General features: G+C 49.5%; 14 protein-coding genes and 2 pseudogenes. 5 read left to right on the forward strand and 11 right to left on the reverse strand.

All coding sequences use genetic code 11. The annotated features are described in order from the left end of the window. Positions 1-548: 548 nt before the first annotated feature. Entirely contained in the window at positions 549-2,096 is a 1,548-nt protein-coding gene (locus tag ACOAP0_RS15330; protein WP_498377107.1) for an IS3 family transposase, read from the reverse strand. Positions 2,097-2,460: 364 nt separating this feature from the next. On the opposite strand from ACOAP0_RS15330, the gene ACOAP0_RS15335 reads away from it, so the two are divergent. From ACOAP0_RS15335 to ACOAP0_RS15345, 3 genes are all read left to right on the forward strand, one after another. Then, positions 2,461-4,194, forward strand: coding sequence for a methyl-accepting chemotaxis protein (locus ACOAP0_RS15335; protein WP_498377108.1), 1,734 nt, complete (start codon positions 2,461-2,463; stop codon positions 4,192-4,194). A 1,220-nt stretch (positions 4,195-5,414) separates the two neighbouring features. Then, entirely contained in the window at positions 5,415-5,831 is a 417-nt protein-coding gene (locus ACOAP0_RS15340) for a hypothetical protein (RefSeq protein ID WP_498377109.1), read from the forward strand. Between the two features lie 228 nt (positions 5,832-6,059). Beyond that, a protein-coding gene (locus ACOAP0_RS15345) for an IS3 family transposase (RefSeq protein ID WP_498377110.1) occupies positions 6,060-7,129 on the forward strand; the annotation gives its coding sequence in 2 pieces (ribosomal slippage) (positions 6,060-6,309 and positions 6,309-7,129; 1,071 coding nt in all). A gap of 43 nt (positions 7,130-7,172) precedes the next feature. Here ACOAP0_RS15345 and ACOAP0_RS15350 read toward each other — a convergent pair. Together ACOAP0_RS15350 and ACOAP0_RS15355 are read right to left on the reverse strand one after the other, a co-directional pair. Beyond that, entirely contained in the window at positions 7,173-7,532 is a 360-nt protein-coding gene (locus tag ACOAP0_RS15350; RefSeq protein ID WP_498377111.1) for a transposase, read from the reverse strand. A gap of 282 nt (positions 7,533-7,814) precedes the next feature. Continuing rightward, complete coding sequence (locus ACOAP0_RS15355) at positions 7,815-8,849, reverse strand: IS110 family RNA-guided transposase (protein ID WP_498374862.1); 1,035 nt, start codon at positions 8,847-8,849, stop codon at positions 7,815-7,817. 124 nt (positions 8,850-8,973) lie between these two features. Between ACOAP0_RS15355 and ACOAP0_RS15360 the strand changes: the two genes are divergently transcribed. Next, positions 8,974-9,174, forward strand: coding sequence for a hypothetical protein (locus ACOAP0_RS15360; RefSeq protein ID WP_498377112.1), 201 nt, complete (start codon positions 8,974-8,976; stop codon positions 9,172-9,174). 426 nt (positions 9,175-9,600) lie between these two features. On the opposite strand, the gene ACOAP0_RS15365 is transcribed toward ACOAP0_RS15360, so the two are convergent. Next, positions 9,601-11,211, reverse strand: a complete 1,611-nt coding sequence (locus ACOAP0_RS15365; RefSeq protein ID WP_498377113.1) for an SDR family NAD(P)-dependent oxidoreductase — start codon at positions 11,209-11,211, stop codon at positions 9,601-9,603. 311 nt (positions 11,212-11,522) lie between these two features. On the opposite strand from ACOAP0_RS15365, the pseudogene ACOAP0_RS15370 reads away from it, so the two are divergent. Further along, positions 11,523-11,717: pseudogene (locus tag ACOAP0_RS15370) on the forward strand (transposase); the annotation flags it as partial. 470 nt (positions 11,718-12,187) lie between these two features. On the opposite strand, the pseudogene istB reads toward ACOAP0_RS15370, so the two are convergent. The 7 genes and pseudogenes from istB to ACOAP0_RS15405 all read right to left on the reverse strand — a co-directional run. Then, positions 12,188-12,796, reverse strand: a pseudogene (istB, locus tag ACOAP0_RS15375) (IS21-like element helper ATPase IstB); the annotation flags it as partial. A 485-nt stretch (positions 12,797-13,281) separates the two neighbouring features. Continuing rightward, positions 13,282-14,091: a Crp/Fnr family transcriptional regulator gene (locus ACOAP0_RS15380; protein WP_498391459.1), complete on the reverse strand. Its 810-nt coding sequence runs from the start codon at positions 14,089-14,091 to the stop codon at positions 13,282-13,284. 1,404 nt (positions 14,092-15,495) lie between these two features. Next, positions 15,496-17,289 carry an ATP-binding protein gene (locus ACOAP0_RS15385; RefSeq protein ID WP_498377115.1) on the reverse strand — a complete coding sequence of 598 codons (1,794 nt, stop codon included), beginning with the start codon at positions 17,287-17,289 and terminating at the stop codon, positions 15,496-15,498. Further along, the gene (gene cas1f, locus ACOAP0_RS15390; protein WP_498377116.1) at positions 17,282-18,040 is read right to left on the reverse strand and encodes a type I-F CRISPR-associated endonuclease Cas1f; all 759 of its coding nucleotides are present in this window, start codon (positions 18,038-18,040) and stop codon (positions 17,282-17,284) included. The genes ACOAP0_RS15385 and cas1f overlap by 8 nt, the downstream gene beginning before the upstream one ends. 927 nt (positions 18,041-18,967) lie before the next feature. Then, positions 18,968-19,372 (reverse strand): hypothetical protein, encoded by a 405-nt coding sequence (locus ACOAP0_RS15395; RefSeq protein WP_498377117.1) that lies wholly within the window; start codon positions 19,370-19,372, stop codon positions 18,968-18,970. A gap of 2 nt (positions 19,373-19,374) precedes the next feature. After that, a complete protein-coding gene (locus ACOAP0_RS15400; RefSeq protein ID WP_498377118.1) occupies positions 19,375-20,295 on the reverse strand; it encodes a zinc dependent phospholipase C family protein in 921 nt (306 codons plus the stop codon). A gap of 164 nt (positions 20,296-20,459) precedes the next feature. Beyond that, entirely contained in the window at positions 20,460-20,747 is a 288-nt protein-coding gene (locus ACOAP0_RS15405) for an HU family DNA-binding protein (protein ID WP_498377794.1), read from the reverse strand. Between the last annotated feature and the right edge of the window lie 48 nt (positions 20,748-20,795).

The raw sequence follows: 20,795 nt of genomic DNA on the forward strand, positions 1-20,795 counted from the left end.
TTTATCAAGCTACACCTGCAGTAACTAAGTGTGTGGCGCACAGAGAAGGCGTAACCTTTGGGCCTGACCACAGATTTTATGGAAGAAAACTAGTAGAGGGTGGAACTTCACTAATATAAGATCGAGTATCGAACTATGGACGTATTCTAAATCCGCCTGAAGCACATGCATACCGCTAAACCTACCAGATTCATAACTTTGTTTTGGTGCTCAGGAGTGATCTCCAAGGAAGCCGTCATTAATGGCGGTGACATGAAAGTAGGCTTTTAGCTCATCTGTAACATTCAAACTCTGGACCCAATTCACAGTTTAGAGTACACCATTCACGTGTCAATTGAGGTTGACGCAATTAGATCGACGGGACACGTTCTAAAAACATTGAGTGGTTAGTGTGACTTGGAATGTTTGGCGGTATTGCATAGTAATACAAAATAAGAAATGGATTAATCGGTTAAAGAATGATGAATCTATTTTAGGTAAAAATATCTCCGTGTGTTGAATTCCGCTGAACTCTGACCGACCGGGGTGCGGCGTAAAACTTGGACTGGTTAAACGTTAATTCCAAGGCTCGCCCGGTACTCAACTGGGCTAAGTGATCCTAAGGATATCTTGATCCTCTTCTCGTTGTACCAGCGGATATAGGCGTCCACTGTCTGCATGAATTGGTCAACAGAAACGTCCTGCCAGTTCCGCGGATAAAACATCTCCGTCTTCAATCGACCAAAGAATCCTTCACAGGCGGCATTGTCCGGTGAACAACCCTTGCGCGACATTGAGCGAATCAGCTTTGCATTGTCCACCCGCGTAAGCCAGCCTGGCCAACGGTAATGGGCACCTCGATCGGAATGGATGACTGGCCTGTTTGCGCTGCAGGCGACTCTCTCAATAGCAGCGTCGAGCATCGTGTTTACCAAGTCTGAATCCGGGCGGGTGCCGATAGTCCAACTCACCACCATGCCGTCGAAGCAGTCGATCATGGGCGAGAGGTATACCTTCCCCGCTGGAATCTGGAATTCTGTGATGTCTGTCAGCCACTTTTCATTCGGTGATTCAGCTTGGAAGTCACGGTTAATCAGGTTCTCCGGTGCTGGGCTGATTTCTCCAAGGTATGAACCGTAACGGCATCTTTTGTTGGCGGCAACAACCAAACACTCCTGCTTCATCAGGCGCTGCACGACTTTCTCCGAGATGTGCACATGCCGTCTGCCAAGCGCAGCCCGCATGCGCCTGTAACCATAGCAACGGTGATTGCTTTGGAACACTTCGGCGATGGCAATACGGGCTTCGGCGTATTTGTCTGGATTCCTGAGCCGAGCGCAGTGATAGAAGTAAGAGCTACGCGCCAAGTCCAGCTCGCAGAGCAACTCGGCCAGTGTGTAGGTATTCTTCAGGGCGTCAACCAGCAGAGTCTTCTCCCGATTGCTCAGGAGCTGCGGGGCGACGCCCAGGCCTTTTTTTAGGAGTTCATTGGCCTTCTTCAAGAGGTCATGTTCAAGCTGCAAACGCCGGATATCGCGTTCAAGCAGTAAAACTTGTTGCTCTAACTCCGTCAGGTCTTTGGGTTTTGGTGCCGTCTGCGATGTTTGTCGTCGCTTCATGGATGCTGAGGCCTCTCGGCCCAGTAGTTGATTCTTCCAGTTGTACAATGTCGGCCTGAAAACGCCTACGGATTCGGCAATAGTCAGCGCGTTGGTCGTCCTAGTGCACAGCTCCACTACTGCAGCATTCTTTGTTTCCGGCGGGTGCTGAACATTCGGTGCTCGACCCACCATACGAAGGCGCAGCTGTGGATGCAGCTCATCGATCCACCTGGTGAGTAATTCCCTGCAGGGGTATCCCAGTGCCCTGAGGGTGGCGGCAATGCATTGATCGTGATCGAGGTAGTGCTGGACTGCACGCTGCTTCTGTTCAGCAGAGTATTTGCTGGGTGCACGGGAATAGCCTACCTGCAAGTCTTGCTCTCGCTCGTACTCTCGATACCAGCTAATGAGGGAATTCTTAGTCGGATAACCCAATTTGCGAATGGTTGCACCAAGACGCCCTCCGAGCTTTATGTAAAGCTTGACTGCGCGAATTCGCTCTTCATATGAATACATGAACTACCTCCTGGTAGTCCAAGTTTTACGCCGCACCCCCGACGGGTCAGTTTTCAACGGAAATCAACAGGCTGAGTTCATTGCGGGCTTGAAAAACGATTTAGCAACCGAGACCAAGAAGTCAAGTTGAGATGGGTCCGAAGAAACCTGGCAAGTCAAGTCGGTCTAGCTTGCAAGTCATGGTGTGAACGTCAAGCTTTGGATTGAGGTCAAGATCTTCAAGTTTTACCTTGCGAATCACTGAAAGTGCTGGATTTTCCAGAGTTTCCGAAGGAGTCACGAATTGCTCCCTGGGGAACAAAGCTGGCAACTCATATCTTCAACTTTTTGTAATCTTGCCGGATTCATCTTTAAATGAGTCCGTATGAGCAACTTAAAAATCCGCACCCGTTTCCTATTGCTGGTTGGAATCTTTGTAGCCGGCTTGATGATCTATGGTGCATGGTCGTTTAGAACCCTTAATGACCTCAAGGTAAACGGTCCACTCTACGTGCACATAATCAAGACCAAGGATTTGGTAGCTGATATTTTGCCGCCGCCTGCATACCTACTCGAAACATATCTGGTGTCCCTTCAGCTAGCCTCGGTCAACGACAAAGCTGAACAGGCAAAGTTGACAGAACGTATGGCGCATCTCAAAGCCGATTATGAGAAGCGGCACGGCTATTGGGCAAAAGCATCTCTGTCTCCTCAGCTCTCCGAGTTGATCTTGAAACAAGCGGATGTCCCCGCACAGGAGATTTTCAAGGTCATCAGTATTGAATTGATCCCAGCGGTGAATCAAAACAACAAAGATGCCGTTCAAGCCGCTATAAAGGAAATTACGTCACTTTTTGAAACACATCGCGCTGCAATCGATAAAGCCGTGGAGATTGCCAGCAGGCTCGCTGAAGAAGATGAGGCAATTGGAAAGTCAAGTATTGACAGCGCCACTTCACTGATGCTGATCATTTTGTTCGTGACACTTGCAATAACCGTTGCTCTCGCTTTATCCATAGCAAATAGCATTCTTAAACCACTGCAGGAGGCGGTGCAATTAACTGAAAAAATAGGTGACGGTGACTTGAGTATGAGGATCGAGGTGACTGGCGAAAGTGAACTTGCGCTTCTTTTGAAGTCACTAAGAAGTATGCAGGAAAACCTGATCAAAGTTGTTTCCAACGTGCGAAGAGGTTCTGAAGGAGTTGCGACAGCGTCTTCTGAAATTGCACAAGGTAACCAAGATTTGTCAGCTCGCACTGAGAGTCAAGCTAGTTCACTTGAAGAAACTGCCGCCAGCATGGAAGAATTATCGGCAACAGTCAAACAAAATGCAGACAGCGCCCGCCAAGCGAATCAATTGGCGATGAGCGCTTCTGACATTGCGGTGCAAGGAAGACAAGTAGTTGAATTAGTAGTGGAAACCATGATTGGGATCAGCGAGTCAAGCCGGAAGATTGCGGACATCATAAGCGTTATTGATGGAATAGCATTCCAAACGAACATCTTGGCGTTGAACGCTGCAGTGGAAGCAGCCCGCGCCGGGGAGCAAGGTCGCGGTTTTGCAGTAGTTGCGTCTGAAGTGCGATCTTTGGCGGGGCGCTCGGCTGAAGCAGCCAAGGAAATCAAGGCACTGATCAATACAAGTGTAGAACGTGTTGAGCAGGGCACTGTCTTGGTAGACCGGGCTGGTAACACAATGACTGAAGTCGTAAGTTCCATCAAACGTACGACGGACCTCATGGCTGAGATTAGCGCTGCTAGTAGTGAGCAGGCATCTGGAGTTGCCCAAGTCGGGGAGGCTGTCCAAAACATGGACCAAGTCACCCAACAAAATGCAGCACTCGTAGAGCAAATGGCCGCAGCCGCAAGTAGCTTAAGTACGCAAGCTTCTGATTTGGTGAGGGTTGTCTCACAGTTCAAGCTAAGTAGCGACACACCTTTGGTCGCCAGTAGTTCCGCAGTTCAAGATGCCAAGCCCACAGACTTAACCGGGAAAAAATTCGCGATAAGGAATCAGTTGCCTGTTTTTAAAGCGGAGAAAACCATAACGCCGATGGCTTCATTAGTGAGCACCAAGTCCAATGCAAATGGGGACAAAGATTGGGAAACTTTCTAATCTCTTTTCTGAAATTGCCTGAGTGCATACAAGCACCTGATTTAAACACCACAAAAATTGAGTTGCGTTATGCATCATTCCCATATTTTTTTATGAATAATCGGAAACAAGATCTGGTTGAGTCATTGTTTCAATTGCGGGATGCTTGGATCAGCCTTTCCTTACTTCTTAAGGATCAATTGGTTGAACAGAGATCTCCCGAATATGAAGAAGTTTGTCAGGAGGTTGATCGGCTTATTTCTCGTTTGCAGGTGTCAAATAAAGGCACTGAAATTTAAAATACATATTTTCTATTTCGATAGATAAATTTCATTGAAACGCTGTTTTTTCTTTTCTGCAATAGTGACCATTCGTCAAGTGCAACAGGCAGTCTCAGGACTTCTCCCCATTTCTCTATGTCTCGGATAGACTTGGGGGGTACATTTACCGGCCACTTCTAGTCGTTGGCATTGATACTTAAAATTGTTGTGAGCTGCATTTAACTTCGGGTTTTTGACTGACTCCTGCGCGCTAGACAAACCAGACCGATCTTTTGTGCTTAGGAGTAGGTCAGCGAGTACACAAATGTTTTAGCCGGAACATAAGGAGAAAGAAGTAAAGCAGGAAACCGAGCGCTCTTTAGTGGCAAATGACGACAGCTTTGTAAATCAAAGACTAGCTTTACTTAACTTCTGTGTTGCCAATGGCAGCATCCACAAATTTGTTGACATCCGGTGTGCCCCTGCAACCATAACCGTGCCGCTTCGGCACGCAATTACTTCGAGAATTGGGCGGCACGCACATGTTTCACGAGCCCAGCAGCGAATTTTTCTTTGATTCGTCGGCAATCGGGGCAGTAGTCTACTTAAACTGGCGGTTCGGCCTAAGATTTTTCTAAATGCAGTTTTTGATATGGCACGCTTTCGAAAATTGCGGCACGGATTAGCGTCCATGGGTGGAGGCAAGAGCCCGTGTTGAAAACTTTTTCTTGCGGGGCGCGTATTCATTCAGACATGCGAGCCTGGGTAAAGCAGGAGTCGACCCAAAGCGGTCCTCCGAACTCCTGGAATACCTGCCCGAAAGCGGACATCCGACCTTATGCAAATGAGGGGGCCTTGCCGAGTTCGCCTATGCAGTGGAAGCGGACTCTCAGATATTCACCCAAAAGGGGGATGTTTAAAGCAAAGCTGGATTGACATAATCTAAGCGCTGCTTACTTGGAGCGTTAGGAATCTCGCCGAATGAAGCTCAAACGTACCATCGTCGCAATGCTTGTGGTTCTATTTCTCTCTGCATGCCGCGAGGAAATGTCGCCACTCGTCGCTGGATCCGTCAGCTACGCCACTCAAGGTGATGTGTGGATCGAAAAGACCTTGTCGCAACAGCAGTTGCAAGGCCTTTCTTTGTGGCTTGCGCAAAACAGTTCGAATTGGGGGCGCTGTTTCATTTCTCCATCAGGTTCAACGCTTAACATTTCCCTGAAACATGCCAATGGCAGCTCAAGCTCTATCTCGCAATTGAAGTTCCATAGTTCGCAGACAACACTGATGGCGAACCGCTTGAGCGGAAGCAACCTGAGCGAACAACCTTGCGCACTGCAATCGTTTACTCAAGTTGACATCGAGTCGTTACACCAGCTACTTGAGCTTCCTCGTTGAATACAACCAATGAGGTTTTCGCCGCGGATATGCAGAAAGATGCTGCTGCGCGGCGGAAGCGGACCTTCAAAAAAACACCCGAATAGGGGTAAATCACGCGCTTGCCAAAGTTTCAAGAAACAGTCATCCGTCCGAAGTTCATCGCTTCCATCTCTATGCGGGCGATGTCCCCCCGGTATTGAGTAGCGCCTAAGCTTGGAGTCCAATCCCAGAGACAGGAGATTGGACGTGAAAAAGCGATTTACAGAAGAACAGATCATTGGCTTTCTGCGTGAAGCCGAAGCGGGCCTGGCAGTAGCCGAGTTGTGCAGGCGGCATGGCTTCTCAGAAGCCAGCTATTACCTCTGGCGCAGCAAATTCGGCGGCATGAACGTATCTGACGCCAAGCGCCTCAAGGAGCTGGAGGCGGAGAACGGGCGCCTCAAGCGGCTGCTGGCAGAGGCGATGCTGGAAAACGAGGTAACGAAAGAAGCCTTGAGAAAAAATTGGTGAGCGCACCGGCCAGACGCGAACTGGTGCGCGACATGATCAGCCATGGACTAAGCGAACGTCGCTCGTTGCGCATCATGGGCATGAGCGCCAGCGCCTATCGCTACGAGCCAGCTCAGGACCGCAACTGTGTGCTCAAGGAGAAGATCATTGCCCTGGCACAGCGGCATCGACGCTACGGCGCAGGCATGATTTATCTGAAGCTGCGCCAGGCCGGTGAACTCATCAACCACAAGCGCGTGGATCGCCTGTACGCTGAAGCAGGTTTGCAGGTGAAGAAGCGCAAGCGCAAGAAGATTCCTCTGAGCGACAGACATCCCTTGGAGCGCCCAACGGCCGCCAACCAGGTGTGGGCCATGGACTTCGTGTTTGATCGAACGGCCGAGGGGCGCAGCATCAAGAGCCTGACGGTGGTGGATGACGCAACCCATGAGGCGGTAGCGATCGTGCCAGAGCGTGCATTAGGCGGAAACCAACTGGTGCGAATCCTGGAGCAACTGGCCAGCACCAGAGGGCTACCCAAAGCGATACGGACAGACAACGGCAAAGAGTTCTGCAGCCGCGCCATGCTGACTTGGGCTCATGCAAGAGGTGTTCAGCTATTCCTGATCGAACCGGGCAAACCAAATCAGAACGCCTATATCGAATCCTTCAACGGACGCTTCCGGGATGAATGCTTAAACGAGCACTGGTTTACAAGCCTGCAGCATGCCCGCATGATCGTTGAAGCATGGCGTCGGGAATACAACAAGGAAAGGCCGAAGAAATCACTGGGTGGCTTGACACCAACAGCCTATGAAAAACATTGATTCAAAAACCAGTTAAATTAACCACGGACTCCAAAGCCCAGTGCTACTGAAAATGGGGGGACGTCGCAGGCAAGGCCGGTGGCATGGGTAACTCAATGAAGCCAGGAGGCGTCAAATCAGCGGCTGAATTCACCCGAGGCTGGCCGCTGTCAGGCAGCTCACGCAACCAGCGGTGCAGGATGTTGTGATTGATGCCGTGGTTTTGGGCCACGGAAGCGACCGACATGCCGGGAATGCAGCAAGCGGCAATTAGTTGGGCCTTGAATTCTGGACTGTAGGTGCGGCGGCTGCGGCCAGTCTGGGAGTGTTGGCTGTTTGTGTACATTCGTCCACGATCACTTATGTGGACATGATGCTCGTAGATTGGAGACGTTATTGCCAGATGGGATGGCCGGACGTACATGGACGCTCCCGGTTTGCCAAGCTTTCAATTCATGACGACTCGAAGGTAAAGATTGCACCCGTACATTCGGACTTTAGTTGTGACTTTGGATCACTGTCCCTGATGGGATTCGCTGGTTGACGCCTCGATCGCTTACACGCACTCTAGGTGCCTCGTCCGGCACGGGCTTTGTCAACCACGGTCTGACCTATCTTGCCATCACTTCATGATTGCCTGAGCAATCGGTGGTTCTGTTCTCCCTGTCTGGCTTTCTTATTGCATTACTTCACTCGGCCGGCTTGGCTACGTGGCCGCCGTGGCGGGCGTGTAGTCAGGCCGGAACTCTCGCTCATGGGCTAACAATGCCCAGACGATGCGCGCATTTTTATTGGCCAGCGCCACGGCCGCCACATTCTTGTTCCGGCGATTAACGACCCCGTTAATCCAACTACAGGAATCCGGTTTCTGCTGCGCGCGGTAAATGACCGAACGTGCACCGTGAATCAATAGGGTGCGCAGATATGTGTCACCGCGTTTGCTGATACTCAGCAGGTTCTGCTTCCCACCACTGGAATGCTGCTTTGGTACCAGGCCCAGCCAAGCTGCGACCTGACGGCCTCCGTCAAAGTTCTTCGCATCTCCCAGTGAGGCAACCAGCGCGCTGGCAGTGATAGGTCCGATGCCTGGCACTTGTGCCAGTTTGCTACTGGCATCACTTTGGCGGTGCCACTTCACGATCTGCGACTCCAGTTCGTCGACTTGCCGGTCGAGCTCCTTCAGGTGATCCAGCAACCGCTGCACGAGAACCCGGAATGAACCCGGCAAATCGTTGCCGGCATCTTCAATGAGTTCAGGCACTCGGCCCGCGATATAGCCAATCCCCTGGGGAATGACCAATCCAAATTCCGACATCAAGCCCCGAATTTGGTTGGCCTGTGCCGTGCGCGCCCTGACAAAGCCCTGTCGAACGCGGTGCAATGCCAACACTGCTTGCTGCTCGACATTTTTGATTGGCACAAATCGCATGTTGGGCCTGGCTACCGCCTCACAGATTGCTTCAGCATCTGCCGCATCGTTCTTGTTGGTCTTGACGTACGGTTTGACAAATTGCGGAGCCATCAATTTGACCGTGTGACCGAACCCTTGCAGTTTGCGGGCCCAATGGTGGGCACCGCCACAGGCCTCCATACCGATAAGACAAGCAGGGAGATTCACGAAAAATTCCGCCAGTTGGTCGCGGCGCATTTGCTTCTTGATGACGACCTTCCCGTACTCATTCACGCCGTGCACCTGGAAGAGATTCTTTGCCAGATCAATACCTACAGTAGTAACCTTCATATCAGACGCTCCTTCTGTTCAAGTGGTTGTTTCGCATCTCCACTTTGGCACACTACGATGCCGCGAAAGGTGGGAGCGTCCATCCCATTGCTTACCGATTAACAAGGCGTCCGATTGAAAGTCCATGCTTCATGATCTCGTTTATTTCATGGGCTCGGCGTTTGGGTTGACGCAGCTGCGCCGCTTTGTTACGCCGAGGCCGTTTGAGGAGCAGCGTCAGACCTACTTCTCGGTTGATGCGATGGAACCGTTTGGCATTGTTCTGCTTCCAGCGATTACACACCAGCATGACTTCACGTTCGGGCCACGCCATTCAAAGCAATAGGATGGGATGCTGGAGAGTTTCGTGAAAACCTTTTATCGGGACTACTCCAAGTTGGCTGAACGCCCGGACCTAAAAACGGTGATGGCTCAACTGTAGTAATGGTTTGATGCCTACAACTCTTACCGCACACACTTTACCTTGGGCGACCTTCCGGCTGAGCTGTTCAGGAAACAATATGAGTGGCAATTCCAATGTACCGGAGGTGCTGGGCTAAATGGTCAAAACCACTAGAGTGCTGAAGAATCTCTATAGGCATGAACTTTAAGAGCAAACACACTACCAAATAATTATGTAGAAATGCACTACAAAAAGCAAAAACACTTAACCTCGTCTAAACAATTGGATAGAAATGGCTGTTGTTGTATTTACTATTTTGATACATTGCAAGGTATTTAGCTTCATCAGCATTAACAAGCGAATCTTCCGCTACATCGGCTTCATCGCCTTTATTAATCCATAACCACGTAGTTCATTTACGTTCAAATTTTTTGGAGACATACCTATATTCTGGAGTGTATCCATATCTGCATCTATACCAAACCACTGGTTTCTTCCATTATTCTTCGCTGCATACATACAAGAATCAGCCATTGAAACTACAGTCTCCCATGAAGGAAAAAATGATTGACTCGAGAGTGGGAATGCTGCAAAACCCATGGAGCAAGTACATTTTATTTTTTTTCCATCTTCACTTATGAATGAATGATTTTCAACCGATGTGCGAATTCGCTCAACCAAAAATTCGATACTATAATCCTTAATATCTTTGGCAATTATTAAAAACTCCTCCCCTCCCCATCGAATTATTTTATCTGTAGATCGGCATTGATTTTTCAAAATTATCGAAATCTCTTTTAATACATGATCGCCATATGAATGACCGAATTGATCATTGATACTCTTGAAATGGTCAATATCCAGTAGCACCAAGTGAATTCCTTGCGGAGCATCATCACTGTTTCGCATAGAGAGCGCAATTTCCTCTCGTATAGCAAGGTCCGCATAGCGACGATTCCATAGTCCAGTCAGTGGATCTGTCATGCTTGATTCCAGTAATTTTCTATTTGCCACCTCAAGTTCACGGGTTCTTTCAATAATTCTATTTTCCAAGCTTCTATTAATTCCAATCAGTTCATTCATATCTCTTTCAAAATTAGGGATGTTCGGATTTTGGTGATCCGGGGATTGATTTTCGCTCTTTCTTTGCACATCAATAACACCATGTTGGCTAAGCGGCAAAAACCCATCAACAAATTGCCCGTGAAACTGAGGTGAGTTGCAACAAAACCAAGCTAATGAAGCAGCAGCATGAGTTACAGGAACCAGTCCTTCATAACCTGGATTGTTGGACATCATTTTTCTAATTTCGGATTCATCTACTCCAATCAATTTTGAAAATGAATTAACCATGTTTGCTATTGTTAGCGTATCAACTGCACCCGGCATAACCGAAAAGACGGAAACTCCAGATTCTGGGGGAATCTCTTTAGCCAGTGAAATCATTAATGATCTGAGTGCCATTTTGCTGGAGCAGTAACTTCCCATAAATGGCATACCCTCAAGGGATATGAGCGAGATTACTGTACCGGACGCTGATTTCAACATTTTCGGAATAATTTTCTGCATTAAATTAAGCGGCGCAACAAGATTTATAGAGTAATCACTATTCCATTCCGAAATGGATTTATTTAATGTATGGCCAATCTGTATTTGTGCTGCATTATTAATCAATATGTCAATATTCCCAAATTTCTCGTTTATCGCTTGAAGGAGTATTGATCTAGATTCTTCACGCCCCAAATCAGAATTAAAAAATTCCGCTTTACCTCCAATATTTGAAATACGGTTTGCAACCGATTGGCCATGTTCTGAGATATCTGCAATAGCCACATTTACTCCCAAGTAAGCAAGAGCATAAGCAGTGTGTTCGCCGATACCTCTGGCTGAGCCAGTAATTAATGCTACCTTATCGGACATGCAATCCTTACGCATTCCGAGTTTCATCAATAGTTTTTCATCTACAAATTGTTTATTCATGGCGAATATCCAATAAATCAAATAGTCTTTTGATTGGTTAAGTGAATGAGGGCGATCATAATTGCGACACCATTTTTTACTCTAATAAGACTCCCCTCTCCATCAATTGTCCCGTGAGGAGCATTTGATAACACAATCCTCTGTTCATCATTGATGTTGCTTTTTATGGAAGCGTTTTTTTATTGTCTACTTTTGAGAGGTATATTGAATCTAATACTGTCCTGCCGGGTGAATTTCGAACTAATTGAAGCTTGAGAGAATGGTCTCTGCTGCAAGGAGCGACGGGAATGAAGCAGTGACGATTTAGCAACGAGCAGATAGTTCGGATAGAGCGCGAGACGGACCAGGACAGTGTGGCGGAGGTTGCCAAGCGCCATGGCGTCAGTGATGCGACGATTTACATCTGGCGCAAGAAGTTCGGCCAACTCGATACCGACGAGGTCAAGCGCCTCAAGGCGCTGGAGGCGGAGAACGTCCGATTGAAGAAGTTGCTTGTTGCAGCGTGACCTGGAAATCGAGGTCATGATGGAAAACAACACAAAAAATGGTGAACGCACAGGCCCGGCTGGAGCAGGCCCGCTACGCAGTACAGCATGGACTGAGCCAGCAGCGGGCGTGTGCGCTAATGAGAGCAGCCCGCTCGGGCTTGTATTACGACCTGCGCATGCCGGTTAAAGACGTACCAGTGGTTGAAGCCATGATAGATCTATCGTGGCAATTCCCGCGCTTTGGCGCTCGGCGGATCAATGTCTTTCTGTCGCGCCAGGGCATGAAGATCAGCAAGGACCGCGTATGGAGCGCAGCGGGTCTTCAGGTGCCGCCACGCAAAAAGCGCGGGCGCGACGTTGCCAGAACCAGCCCATGGCCAATGTCACCACTGGGGGGCAATTTGGTGTGGTGCTTCGACTTTGTCCGCGCCCCCCTTTGGCCGGTCGAATTTTCCTCCACCCCTGGGAGTTTCGGGCAGTCAGCCCGGTTACGACGGCGGGAACTCCATTCTGGGTCTGCCAGGCCGGCGTTTAATTTCTGCCGGTTGCTCGCCATGGAGTAACGGTCGATTGCGCAGATGGTCCGGAATCAGACCGGCATGTTCTCTGAGACGGTAGGAATTGCCTTCAATTGGAATTACCACTGCGTGATGCAGTAGCCGGTCCAATAATGCTGTGGCCACCACCGGGTCTCCAAAGATGTCTGCCCACTCCCCGAAGCCAAGGTTGCCTGTCATGATCATGGCGCTGCGCTCGTAGCAAGCATTAACCAGCTGGAAGAACAGATTTCCGCCACCCGAGCCCACTGGCAGATAGCCGATTTCATCGACGATCAGAACGCTGTAGCGGCTCAGGAACTTCACCCGCTCGCGCAGACGTCCCTCCCGTTCGGCCTTGCGCAGGGAATCGACCAACTCTGCCAGGGTCGAGAAGTACACGCTTTTACCGGCCTTGACTGCTTCCACCCCTAAGGCAATCGCCAGATGGCTCTTGCCGGTGCCCGGTGGCCCCAGGAAGTGCACGCATTGGCGCCGCTCCACAAACCCCAGTTCTGCTAACGCCAGAATCCTGTTCTTATCCAGACTGGGCTGGAAGCTCGACGTCCCCCCATTTTCAGTAGCACTGGGCTTTGGAGTCCGTGGTTAGCAATTTACTACGAATACGATATTGTTGGATCCAGAATTTTCTACTTCCTAGTGCTGCTAGGTTGGGTAAAGAGTCATTCTGCATCCCCACAACCGAAGACAAACGGCAGCAATTCTGAGAGCATGCCTACGAAGCGCATGTACCAGAATTACTGCCCATCGTCACCGACGCAGCTGACCATAGAAGCCCCACCATTCGTACTGTCGTACGCACCGATGGGCCATATTCAGCGACACATAGGATGAAAAACCAGCTACAAAGAACTACAACGCCATCACCCTTGGTGAATCATCGATGGGAACATAAAATGTATTTGTGATCAGACCAAACGAGTCAAGGTAAGCTCAGTATTTTAGTTAAAGTTCCGCAATACCGAATATATCTGATACGCAAAAGTCGTTAGTGCATATCGTCATTCCAAATTTCTGATGCTCGCTCAGCTTAGACGAAACAGGCACACACTCAGATCGTTGAGCAATTCGTCGATGGTGGGTTCATAATTGATCAAGCGCAAAGACCTCTTTGAGGCTGCAAATGCATGCCAGGTAGGTAAGTTCAAAACCTCAATCGTTCCGTACTCCAAACGCAGCCATCCTTTGTTTTCTAAAGAATGTAGGACGATCGAAAGCCGACTTCGAGACACCCCGCAGAGTGAGGCTAAAACTGATTGATTGATGGGTATGGATACTTGGGAGCCTATTCCCATGGTGGGTGGTCTGTCGGATTTGTAGGCCAGAGCTTCGGCAAATTGGCTGATACCAAGGACAGAACGTAATGCCGGATTTCCCATCCGGAATAGCATCAGCATTTCTGAGGTTCGTTGCATCCGCGACGCCACCACTTTTGCAAGTTTGGATGCAAATGCAAGTTCTGTATCCAGCATCTCAAGCATGGAGGCTGCCTCAATCCGCAGCGTATCTACAGAAACCTGACAGCGATAGTTCCCAAAACTCGGCTTCTCAGACAATATCGCGTGCTCGCCGAACCAGGAGTTTTCATTGAAAAGTGCGATGTGGATATCCCTTTTTTCTTCATCAATGAATGAGCAGGATACAACTCCATTGATGATCATGCACCAATGCGATATCGTCTGCCCCTTGCGCCAGATTAATTCCCCCATTTCAAATGATTTAATGGAAGTTTTTGTTGCAAAAGATTTCGCAGCTACTTCAGTACATCCCAGTGACCGCAATTTTTGGTAGGCATATCCACCGCTAAATGTCCCTGTGTTGTGCATATCAGCCATCTTCGCAAAAGTATAAGAAACTTTTACGAATAAGCAGACGACTCATCGTCGTAAACATCATTCACGAAGCTCCCCACAGTAGTCAGGTGTATCAGTGGTCTCTATTTGTCAATTATCAACCGATATATTGGAAGTGCTCTCCAAAGCATCTTCAAAAAGGCGCACATTCATTAGTAGCAATTGCTTTTTTGATTTGGTGAACAATATCGGATCGAATTTTTTCTTGATGTTAAGCCTATTCGTGTCGTCTAGCGCGAAAGATTATTGCAAACACACTTGAAGTTGATGGTGCACTCATTGATACATTTCAGCTGTGCCTTGGAAACCCGCCACATTGAGATGTTTTATCAGAGCCCGGTCTGGAGCCCACTTCCACAAACTCCCACAACTTACTCAAATCAGGTTTTGCTTAAACCCTTTTCCCCTGGATGAATACATGTCCTATAAGAGATTGCGCAGCCAGCATTGGCACACGTTAGTCCACCCCCTGCGTTCTCGCCACATTTTGTATCTAGCAGATGGGCCACCTTCGCGGCCCCGATGCGAACGCTGCGGTGAAGCCTACTTGGTTGAATGTCCGGGCTGTGTGGCTCAGCTAGAGAACGTCTTTGGCTAAAGTGTCTACCTCACCAACGGCAACCCTGTCGCGCTACCAATGGGACTGAACTACTGTCGAAGTTGCGGCAAGCGAATGCCATTGATGAACAGAGAAGTCAGAAGGGTTAAGCAACTGGACTTTGGGCGCTTGTTCATACACGCCCAGTGGAGCTTGCTCGCCCAAGGTTTGAAGCTGGTCAATATGCCGATGCAGTTGAAGCTGTCTTCAAAGAGTCGAACTCAGACGTGAAGACAATTTTCCGTTCCGCCACCAGGGAGGCATTGGATGGCGAACCGCAAATGCGCAGAGCTTTCGCTCCATCGAAGCCCGTGATCACGCTCGATGATCTGTCCACCGAGTCCGGGCGGAACATCTCACCAGAGATACTTGGATTTGTTCGCGGGGTCAATGGCCGGCATCCGCAATCCAAAGGCTCAAGGCAACATTGAAATCTCTGCAGAGCGTGCCTGTCATCATCTAGTGCTCGCTAGTCATCTCTTCCACAAGTTGGCCGAGCGTCGATGAGGCACAATCCCCGCCTTACCCCGGACGTTGAATGTCCGCTTTTCAAAACCTTGAGGTCTGTTTTGGGGCCACAGTCGCTGCGGGCCAGATGCAGTCTCCGGAGGATGACTCTTTTTGGTATTGAGTTGGCAAATTCACTGATGCAGTGCGTGGAGACCAGAGAGCAAGTTATTGCCACATTTCGACTTGGATCTCCAAGCTGGTTGCCGTCGACGATTCACTCACCAAGAAAAAGCTGTTGGATGCGGCAAAGCAATGGATTTGCCCCCCGCGCTGCGGCCCTAAAGATTGCTTTGGATACAAGCAGTTAAGGCTTCTTTGCTAAACGGTTTGGTCAAAAAATCGTTCATGCCTGCACTCAAGCATGCGTCTTTATCTGACTGCATTGCGTTGGCGGTGAGGGCGATGATCTTGGTGTCTGCATTGAGCCCGCCACCCGAACGTATGGCTCGCGTAGCATCAAAGCCGTTCATATTTGGCATCTGGACGTCCATCAAGATAACGGCGTAAAGCTTTTTGTTGGCTGCGCTGACTGCCTTTTCACCATCTTCTGCGAGGTCGACTTCGTAACCCATGCGCTGGAGCAAAACGGTTGCAACCTTTTGATTGATCGGGTGATCCTCCACCAGAAGTACGGGAGGAACTGAAGGTTTCGCTAAATCAGTAGATTTTGATAGGGCTTGCTCAGCACCTGGATGCGCCGGGTGAGCTGTCGATACAGGCAAAACCTCGGTCATTTTCGACAGAGCATCAACCGGGGCATTCCATATGCTGCGTTCAGATTGCTTTAGTGGCAATTCGAACGAGAAGCAACTACCTTGCCCCAGTTCACTCTCAACCCCCATGGATCCGTTCATGCCTTCGACCAACTTTCTGGAAATCACCAGTCCGAGGCCGGTACCTCCGAACTTGCGTGAAGTTGATGAGTCGACTTGAACAAAATTTGAAAATATTCTGGCCAGACCTTCTTGCGAGATGCCAATTCCGGAATCACGAACTTCAAAGCGAAGTCCGTTTGTAATGACTTTGATCTCGAGCCGAACCTCGCCCTGCATCGTAAATTTAACGGCATTGCCCAGGAGGTTGAACAGCACTTGTCGGATACGAAGGCTGTCACCGACGTAATCCATTCCGTCGCCTTCGGGAAGACCGACGCTAAAGAAAACGCCCTTGTCTTCGGCGCGAATTCGCAGAACAGAAACCACCGAGTCCACGAGTACATCCAGCGAAAAGGGATTCGACTCAAACTCCATTCGCCCGGCCTCAATCTTGGAGAGGTCAAGTATGTCGTTGATGATTGCAAGCAATGCCTCACCTGAATGGCAAATACTGGTTGCGTAATCCCTCTGCTCTTTATTGAGATTACTTTCCAAAAGCAACCCTGTCATGCCAAGTACGCCATTCATCGGCGTACGAATTTCATGGGACATGTTGGCCAAAAAATCACTCTTCGCTTGATTCGCCTGTTCGGCTGCGTCACGGGCTTGGCGCAATTCATCAGTTTGACGCTCCGCTACCCACCTAGAGCGTGCTGCAATTCCAAAGAGAATCAGCACCAGCATGACCCGACTACCTGAGGACTCAACGGTAGTCTCCCCCGCGGCGTTAGCGATGAGAAGACTCTCGCCAAAAAGATGTATCGCAACCATCGTTAACGCGCAGATACCAGCCCAAGGCACCCCATGCCGCACCCCCATGAGAAGTACAGCTGCCAGCGGAAGAATCACGAGCCACCATGACGAAGAAGTCATGCCATAAAGCACAGGGACCACCAGGCCAAGCGCGCAAAGAGCAATTCCGATGTGGGCGCAGAGCCTGAAGCGCTTGGTCTGGTCCATTCGAAAGTAGAAATAGAGCATGCTCAATGCCACAGCACCGAACACATTAATCCACCAACCGGTTACCTGGTTCGTAAGCAATTCAGTGACGAGGCGTTGAGCACCGAAAAGAACATTGGCGATCAAGGCCGCAATCAAACCGAGACCAAAGTAGCGCTCATTTGCAATTTGCTCCTCGTCGATCATTTGCGGCGCTCGTAGAGAATCGCGACCAATCTGATTTGGCAAGTCAGGCATGTTGGGTTTGATTAGAGGATGCTGAAACAGCGACTTTGGCGAGCACAGTTGCCAAGTAGTTGCCATGATCCCTAAACAGGTTGGAGATATCTGTGCCGCTGTCCCATTTGGCTTCGGTAATGTCGCCATAGCCGCAAGTCTGCTCCGCAAGCTTGTAAAGCGCCTTGGTCAGGCGGGCTTCATATGAGAGCAATGTAGTAATGCTTGGCGCGTGGGCAATCAAGGGTTTGAACTGGGCCACCAGCGCCTGCACTGCATCCATGGGCACATCAAAACCAGCATCGCGTAGTGCTCGGGTCGTCCATTGGGCAGGCAGCCAGTTCAGCCGATGCAGTTGCTTGGCCGCCGCCATCTGCAGATCATCGTCAATGCAGAAGCGCCCCCAACTTTGTAGGTATAAGCTAGGTCGGTATTCGCTTTGGAGGGAGAGCCAGGCAACTTCCACATTCATCTCGTTGGCGGCAAACAGTGGCGTGTCGCCGCCACCGCAAAAGCCCACTAGTACACCTGCCTTTGCCAGCTCGCTCCTAGCCGCTTGGATCATAGAGTTTCCCGTACCCAACAAAATGTTGGTGGTATTTGTGATAGGAATGTTCCAGTACAACTGGCGTTTGCAAGTGTCGGTGATGTATTCCGCACGTCCACCATTGACCAGCAGACGCGAGTACTCCAGCCAATAAATACTGGCTCTCTTAGAAACTAAGATTGACTTTACGTTCGTTGCCCGAATAAACGCAGATTTAGTAATCATACTGAGGAGCGACAATAGATTCGCGTTCAGGTTGCCTAATTCCTAAAGATGAGAAATGGAAATAGCAAAAACAGGCTCAATAAAGAAGTAATCAATCTACTGATGGCTCGCTAAATCGCAGCTTTCGATTTATTCAAGTCTGAAACAAAGCTGATATCACGGGAAGATGCATATCACTGCGCTGTAGATTTGCTCTTGAGTCAGGCAACTGAAAAGACCTTCGCTTACGAATCGAAACGCGTGGCATTGCCATCGGCATTCTGTTTCGTCTTGAGGCTGCAATCAACCGAGTTCTGATTGGGTGCGGGTCTTGGCACTTGCAAATTGCTTCGCGTACTGCGCGTTGAACCAAGTGTTCTACATACCATCCATTTACGCGCACAAACACTCCATCCGGGGCAATAGCCAACAAGCCTAGATTCATGCCGCGCCGGACGGTTCCAATGACTCTGTACCCTTGAGGATTTACAAGGATACTTTGCAGACTCAGTGGCCGTAAAGAAACAACAAGCGGGTGTTTACCCTGTCGTTTGTGCAATGCAATTGGTTTGATATCGTCCACTTAAAGTCTCCCGTTTAGGGTGGTAAGTTAAACATTGCACGTCAATTCAACATGTGACTTTGTCTACCAAGGGACAAATACTCAATTTTGCTGGCGGTAAATCTCTAAATCCATCGTTATTGATCTGCATCGTTTATTGAGGCCTCTAACTCTCGGAAGTAGCCTTCCAATTCAAAAGAAACCTATGAGCAGTTAAATGTGACTGCTCTGCTCAAGCGTCGACCTGCGCTTTGTACGGGAGCGGTCTTCCAACATTGCATTCGCCCAAAAAGTAGCGCAAACGCAGCACCTTCCTACTGTCAAGCTTCCACAGGCACCATTACCGCAGCAGGCTTCTGTGGAAACTGCTGTGTAACGTAAATCAGCTATGGACAGCCTGCAGGATTCAACGAAAATGCGCAGATGCGGTCAGGTTCATCCCTCCAATGATGTTTGTCCATTCCTGACGTGCAGGATAGGTCTTCAAGTAGGGCCTTTGCCCCGCCCTCGGTGCACAACAAGACCACGACGCCTTTCTCTCCGCGCTGCAAAAGAAGCATGTCAATGCCTAACTGTTGCTTGAGAGTAGGGTTGTCTGCAAAGGCTTTATCGAGAAGCGTTTTGTCACTCTCGGACTTACCTGTAGGGCTGTAGAGCACAGCGGCATCTACGTGCGCCGTCAGTTTTGTGAGCGCAGAGGCTTTGTCAAACATCTGCTGCGGCTCTTGAGCACTCGAACACGCTAGGTAGACTGTCGAAGTGGCTGCAACCAGCCAGTATTTCTTTCTCATTGTTAATTCCTCCAAAACACATACTTGCCTGTCGACACAGATCTCCCTGTGTCAAGGTTCCAGTCTTCCAGGCCATCCAAGAATGACATGTTCGTGCTGGTCAATGCGTGGTCGATTCCAGCCCACACAAGGATGATGTTGGCCAAGGCCTGATTGAAGACATCCTCGTAATTCATCACTCCCTCCGGAGTCTTGAGGTTTTCTGTGTAAACCTTGTTCAGTTGTGAGAGCTCCGGATACATCAAACCTTCATTTGCGGCTACGTGCCTGGCGAATGGAAATAGCTTCGTAGTGGCGCCGACACCTTTGAGAACCGTGCAAAAACCCGCATGCCACCGGTCGGGCCTTGCCTGTGGGCCACCCTCTTTTTCTGGGTTAGAGTAAGTCGCATTGAGCATCTGGAGCCACACTTGATTGATCGTCAGGTCCAGCATGAGTCCTTTATCCAGAGCGCAGCAACTCGCGATGCCAGAGTTCAGGTGTTTTGTGAGTCCGACGTCGCCTAGGTCCAGCGTGCTGAAGATGAGTGCATCTTGGTGCATCTCGCATAGGCGGTGTGCTGCCTTGTTGTGCTCATAGGGGCCAACAATACCCTCAACGATGGGATGGATGGTCATATCGGCAGTCATGTGACACGCCACCCCAAGTAGCCAACTGGTTGCCTTCTCTCTTTCGACGCCATGCAGCTTCTGCACGGCATCAATACCATTTCGAAGCAAGTTAGCCGTGTTCTTGTAGTGCATCTGGTCCGCCCAATACCCTTGCCCTGGACCTCCCAAATAGGGATAGTCCGGACTCACGCAACCGAGTTCAGCAAAGGGGAACCAAGTGCCAAGAGCGTAGAGGCTTTCTTTACTTAGCTTTTCTCTGGCAAGACTTTTTGCTTTGTTAACAGCAGTGATATGGGCATATGCACCGGGCATTTTCAATTTCTCCTTCTAGTTCTAAATCTCATGGGTCATTGGGTACAAAGTGAACTGAACGCCGTTAAGGCCGTCGCCTATAACGGAACCCTTTTCAAAGGTGACGGCTGCAGATCTTGAATAGCCACCACTAAGTCTCTAGACATACAACCTGCTGCAAATTGCTACCCGAGAGTCGAATTCGGAGGTTCTTTCTTTCTTTCATTGAATCGGATACTTCGTGTGGAACGCCTATTCAGCTTTTCGCCGGTTCGGGGATTGCGGCATGTTGTATCGGGGCGAGTACGTGTCTGAAGTACGCCGAAGTTACTGATCTCAATCCTGCGACCCTTTGTTAGCGCATTGGCCATTTCTTCAAAGATCAGACTCACTGCAAGTTCGGTGTCATTCTTGTCGCTTTCATCAAAGCATTTGTAAGTTGTTGGATGAGATCTGAGCGATTCATCAGTTATTCCAGTCTAGATTTACGCTAGGTCGAAGGGTGAATTTGAGAGCTAGTG

Source organism: Curvibacter sp. Hmag1.1 (assembly GCF_059769165.1).

Bases quoted from the DNA above. Each gene is read 5' to 3' on its own strand.
- ACOAP0_RS15330 (WP_498377107.1), bottom strand. From the start codon at position 2,096: ATGTATTCATATGAAGAGCGAATTCGCGCAGTCAAGCTTTACATAAAG.
- ACOAP0_RS15335 (WP_498377108.1), top strand. From the start codon at position 2,461: ATGAGCAACTTAAAAATCCGCACCCGTTTCCTATTGCTGGTTGGAATC.
- ACOAP0_RS15340 (WP_498377109.1), top strand. From the start codon at position 5,415: ATGAAGCTCAAACGTACCATCGTCGCAATGCTTGTGGTTCTATTTCTC.
- ACOAP0_RS15350 (WP_498377111.1), bottom strand. From the start codon at position 7,532: ATGTACGTCCGGCCATCCCATCTGGCAATAACGTCTCCAATCTACGAG.
- ACOAP0_RS15355 (WP_498374862.1), bottom strand. From the start codon at position 8,849: ATGAAGGTTACTACTGTAGGTATTGATCTGGCAAAGAATCTCTTCCAG.
- ACOAP0_RS15360 (WP_498377112.1), top strand. From the start codon at position 8,974: ATGCTTCATGATCTCGTTTATTTCATGGGCTCGGCGTTTGGGTTGACG.
- ACOAP0_RS15365 (WP_498377113.1), bottom strand. From the start codon at position 11,211: ATGAATAAACAATTTGTAGATGAAAAACTATTGATGAAACTCGGAATG.
- ACOAP0_RS15380 (WP_498391459.1), bottom strand. From the start codon at position 14,091: ATGGCTGATATGCACAACACAGGGACATTTAGCGGTGGATATGCCTAC.
- ACOAP0_RS15385 (WP_498377115.1), bottom strand. From the start codon at position 17,289: ATGCCTGACTTGCCAAATCAGATTGGTCGCGATTCTCTACGAGCGCCG.
- cas1f (WP_498377116.1), bottom strand. From the start codon at position 18,040: ATGATTACTAAATCTGCGTTTATTCGGGCAACGAACGTAAAGTCAATC.
- ACOAP0_RS15395 (WP_498377117.1), bottom strand. From the start codon at position 19,372: ATGAGAAAGAAATACTGGCTGGTTGCAGCCACTTCGACAGTCTACCTA.
- ACOAP0_RS15400 (WP_498377118.1), bottom strand. From the start codon at position 20,295: ATGCCCGGTGCATATGCCCATATCACTGCTGTTAACAAAGCAAAAAGT.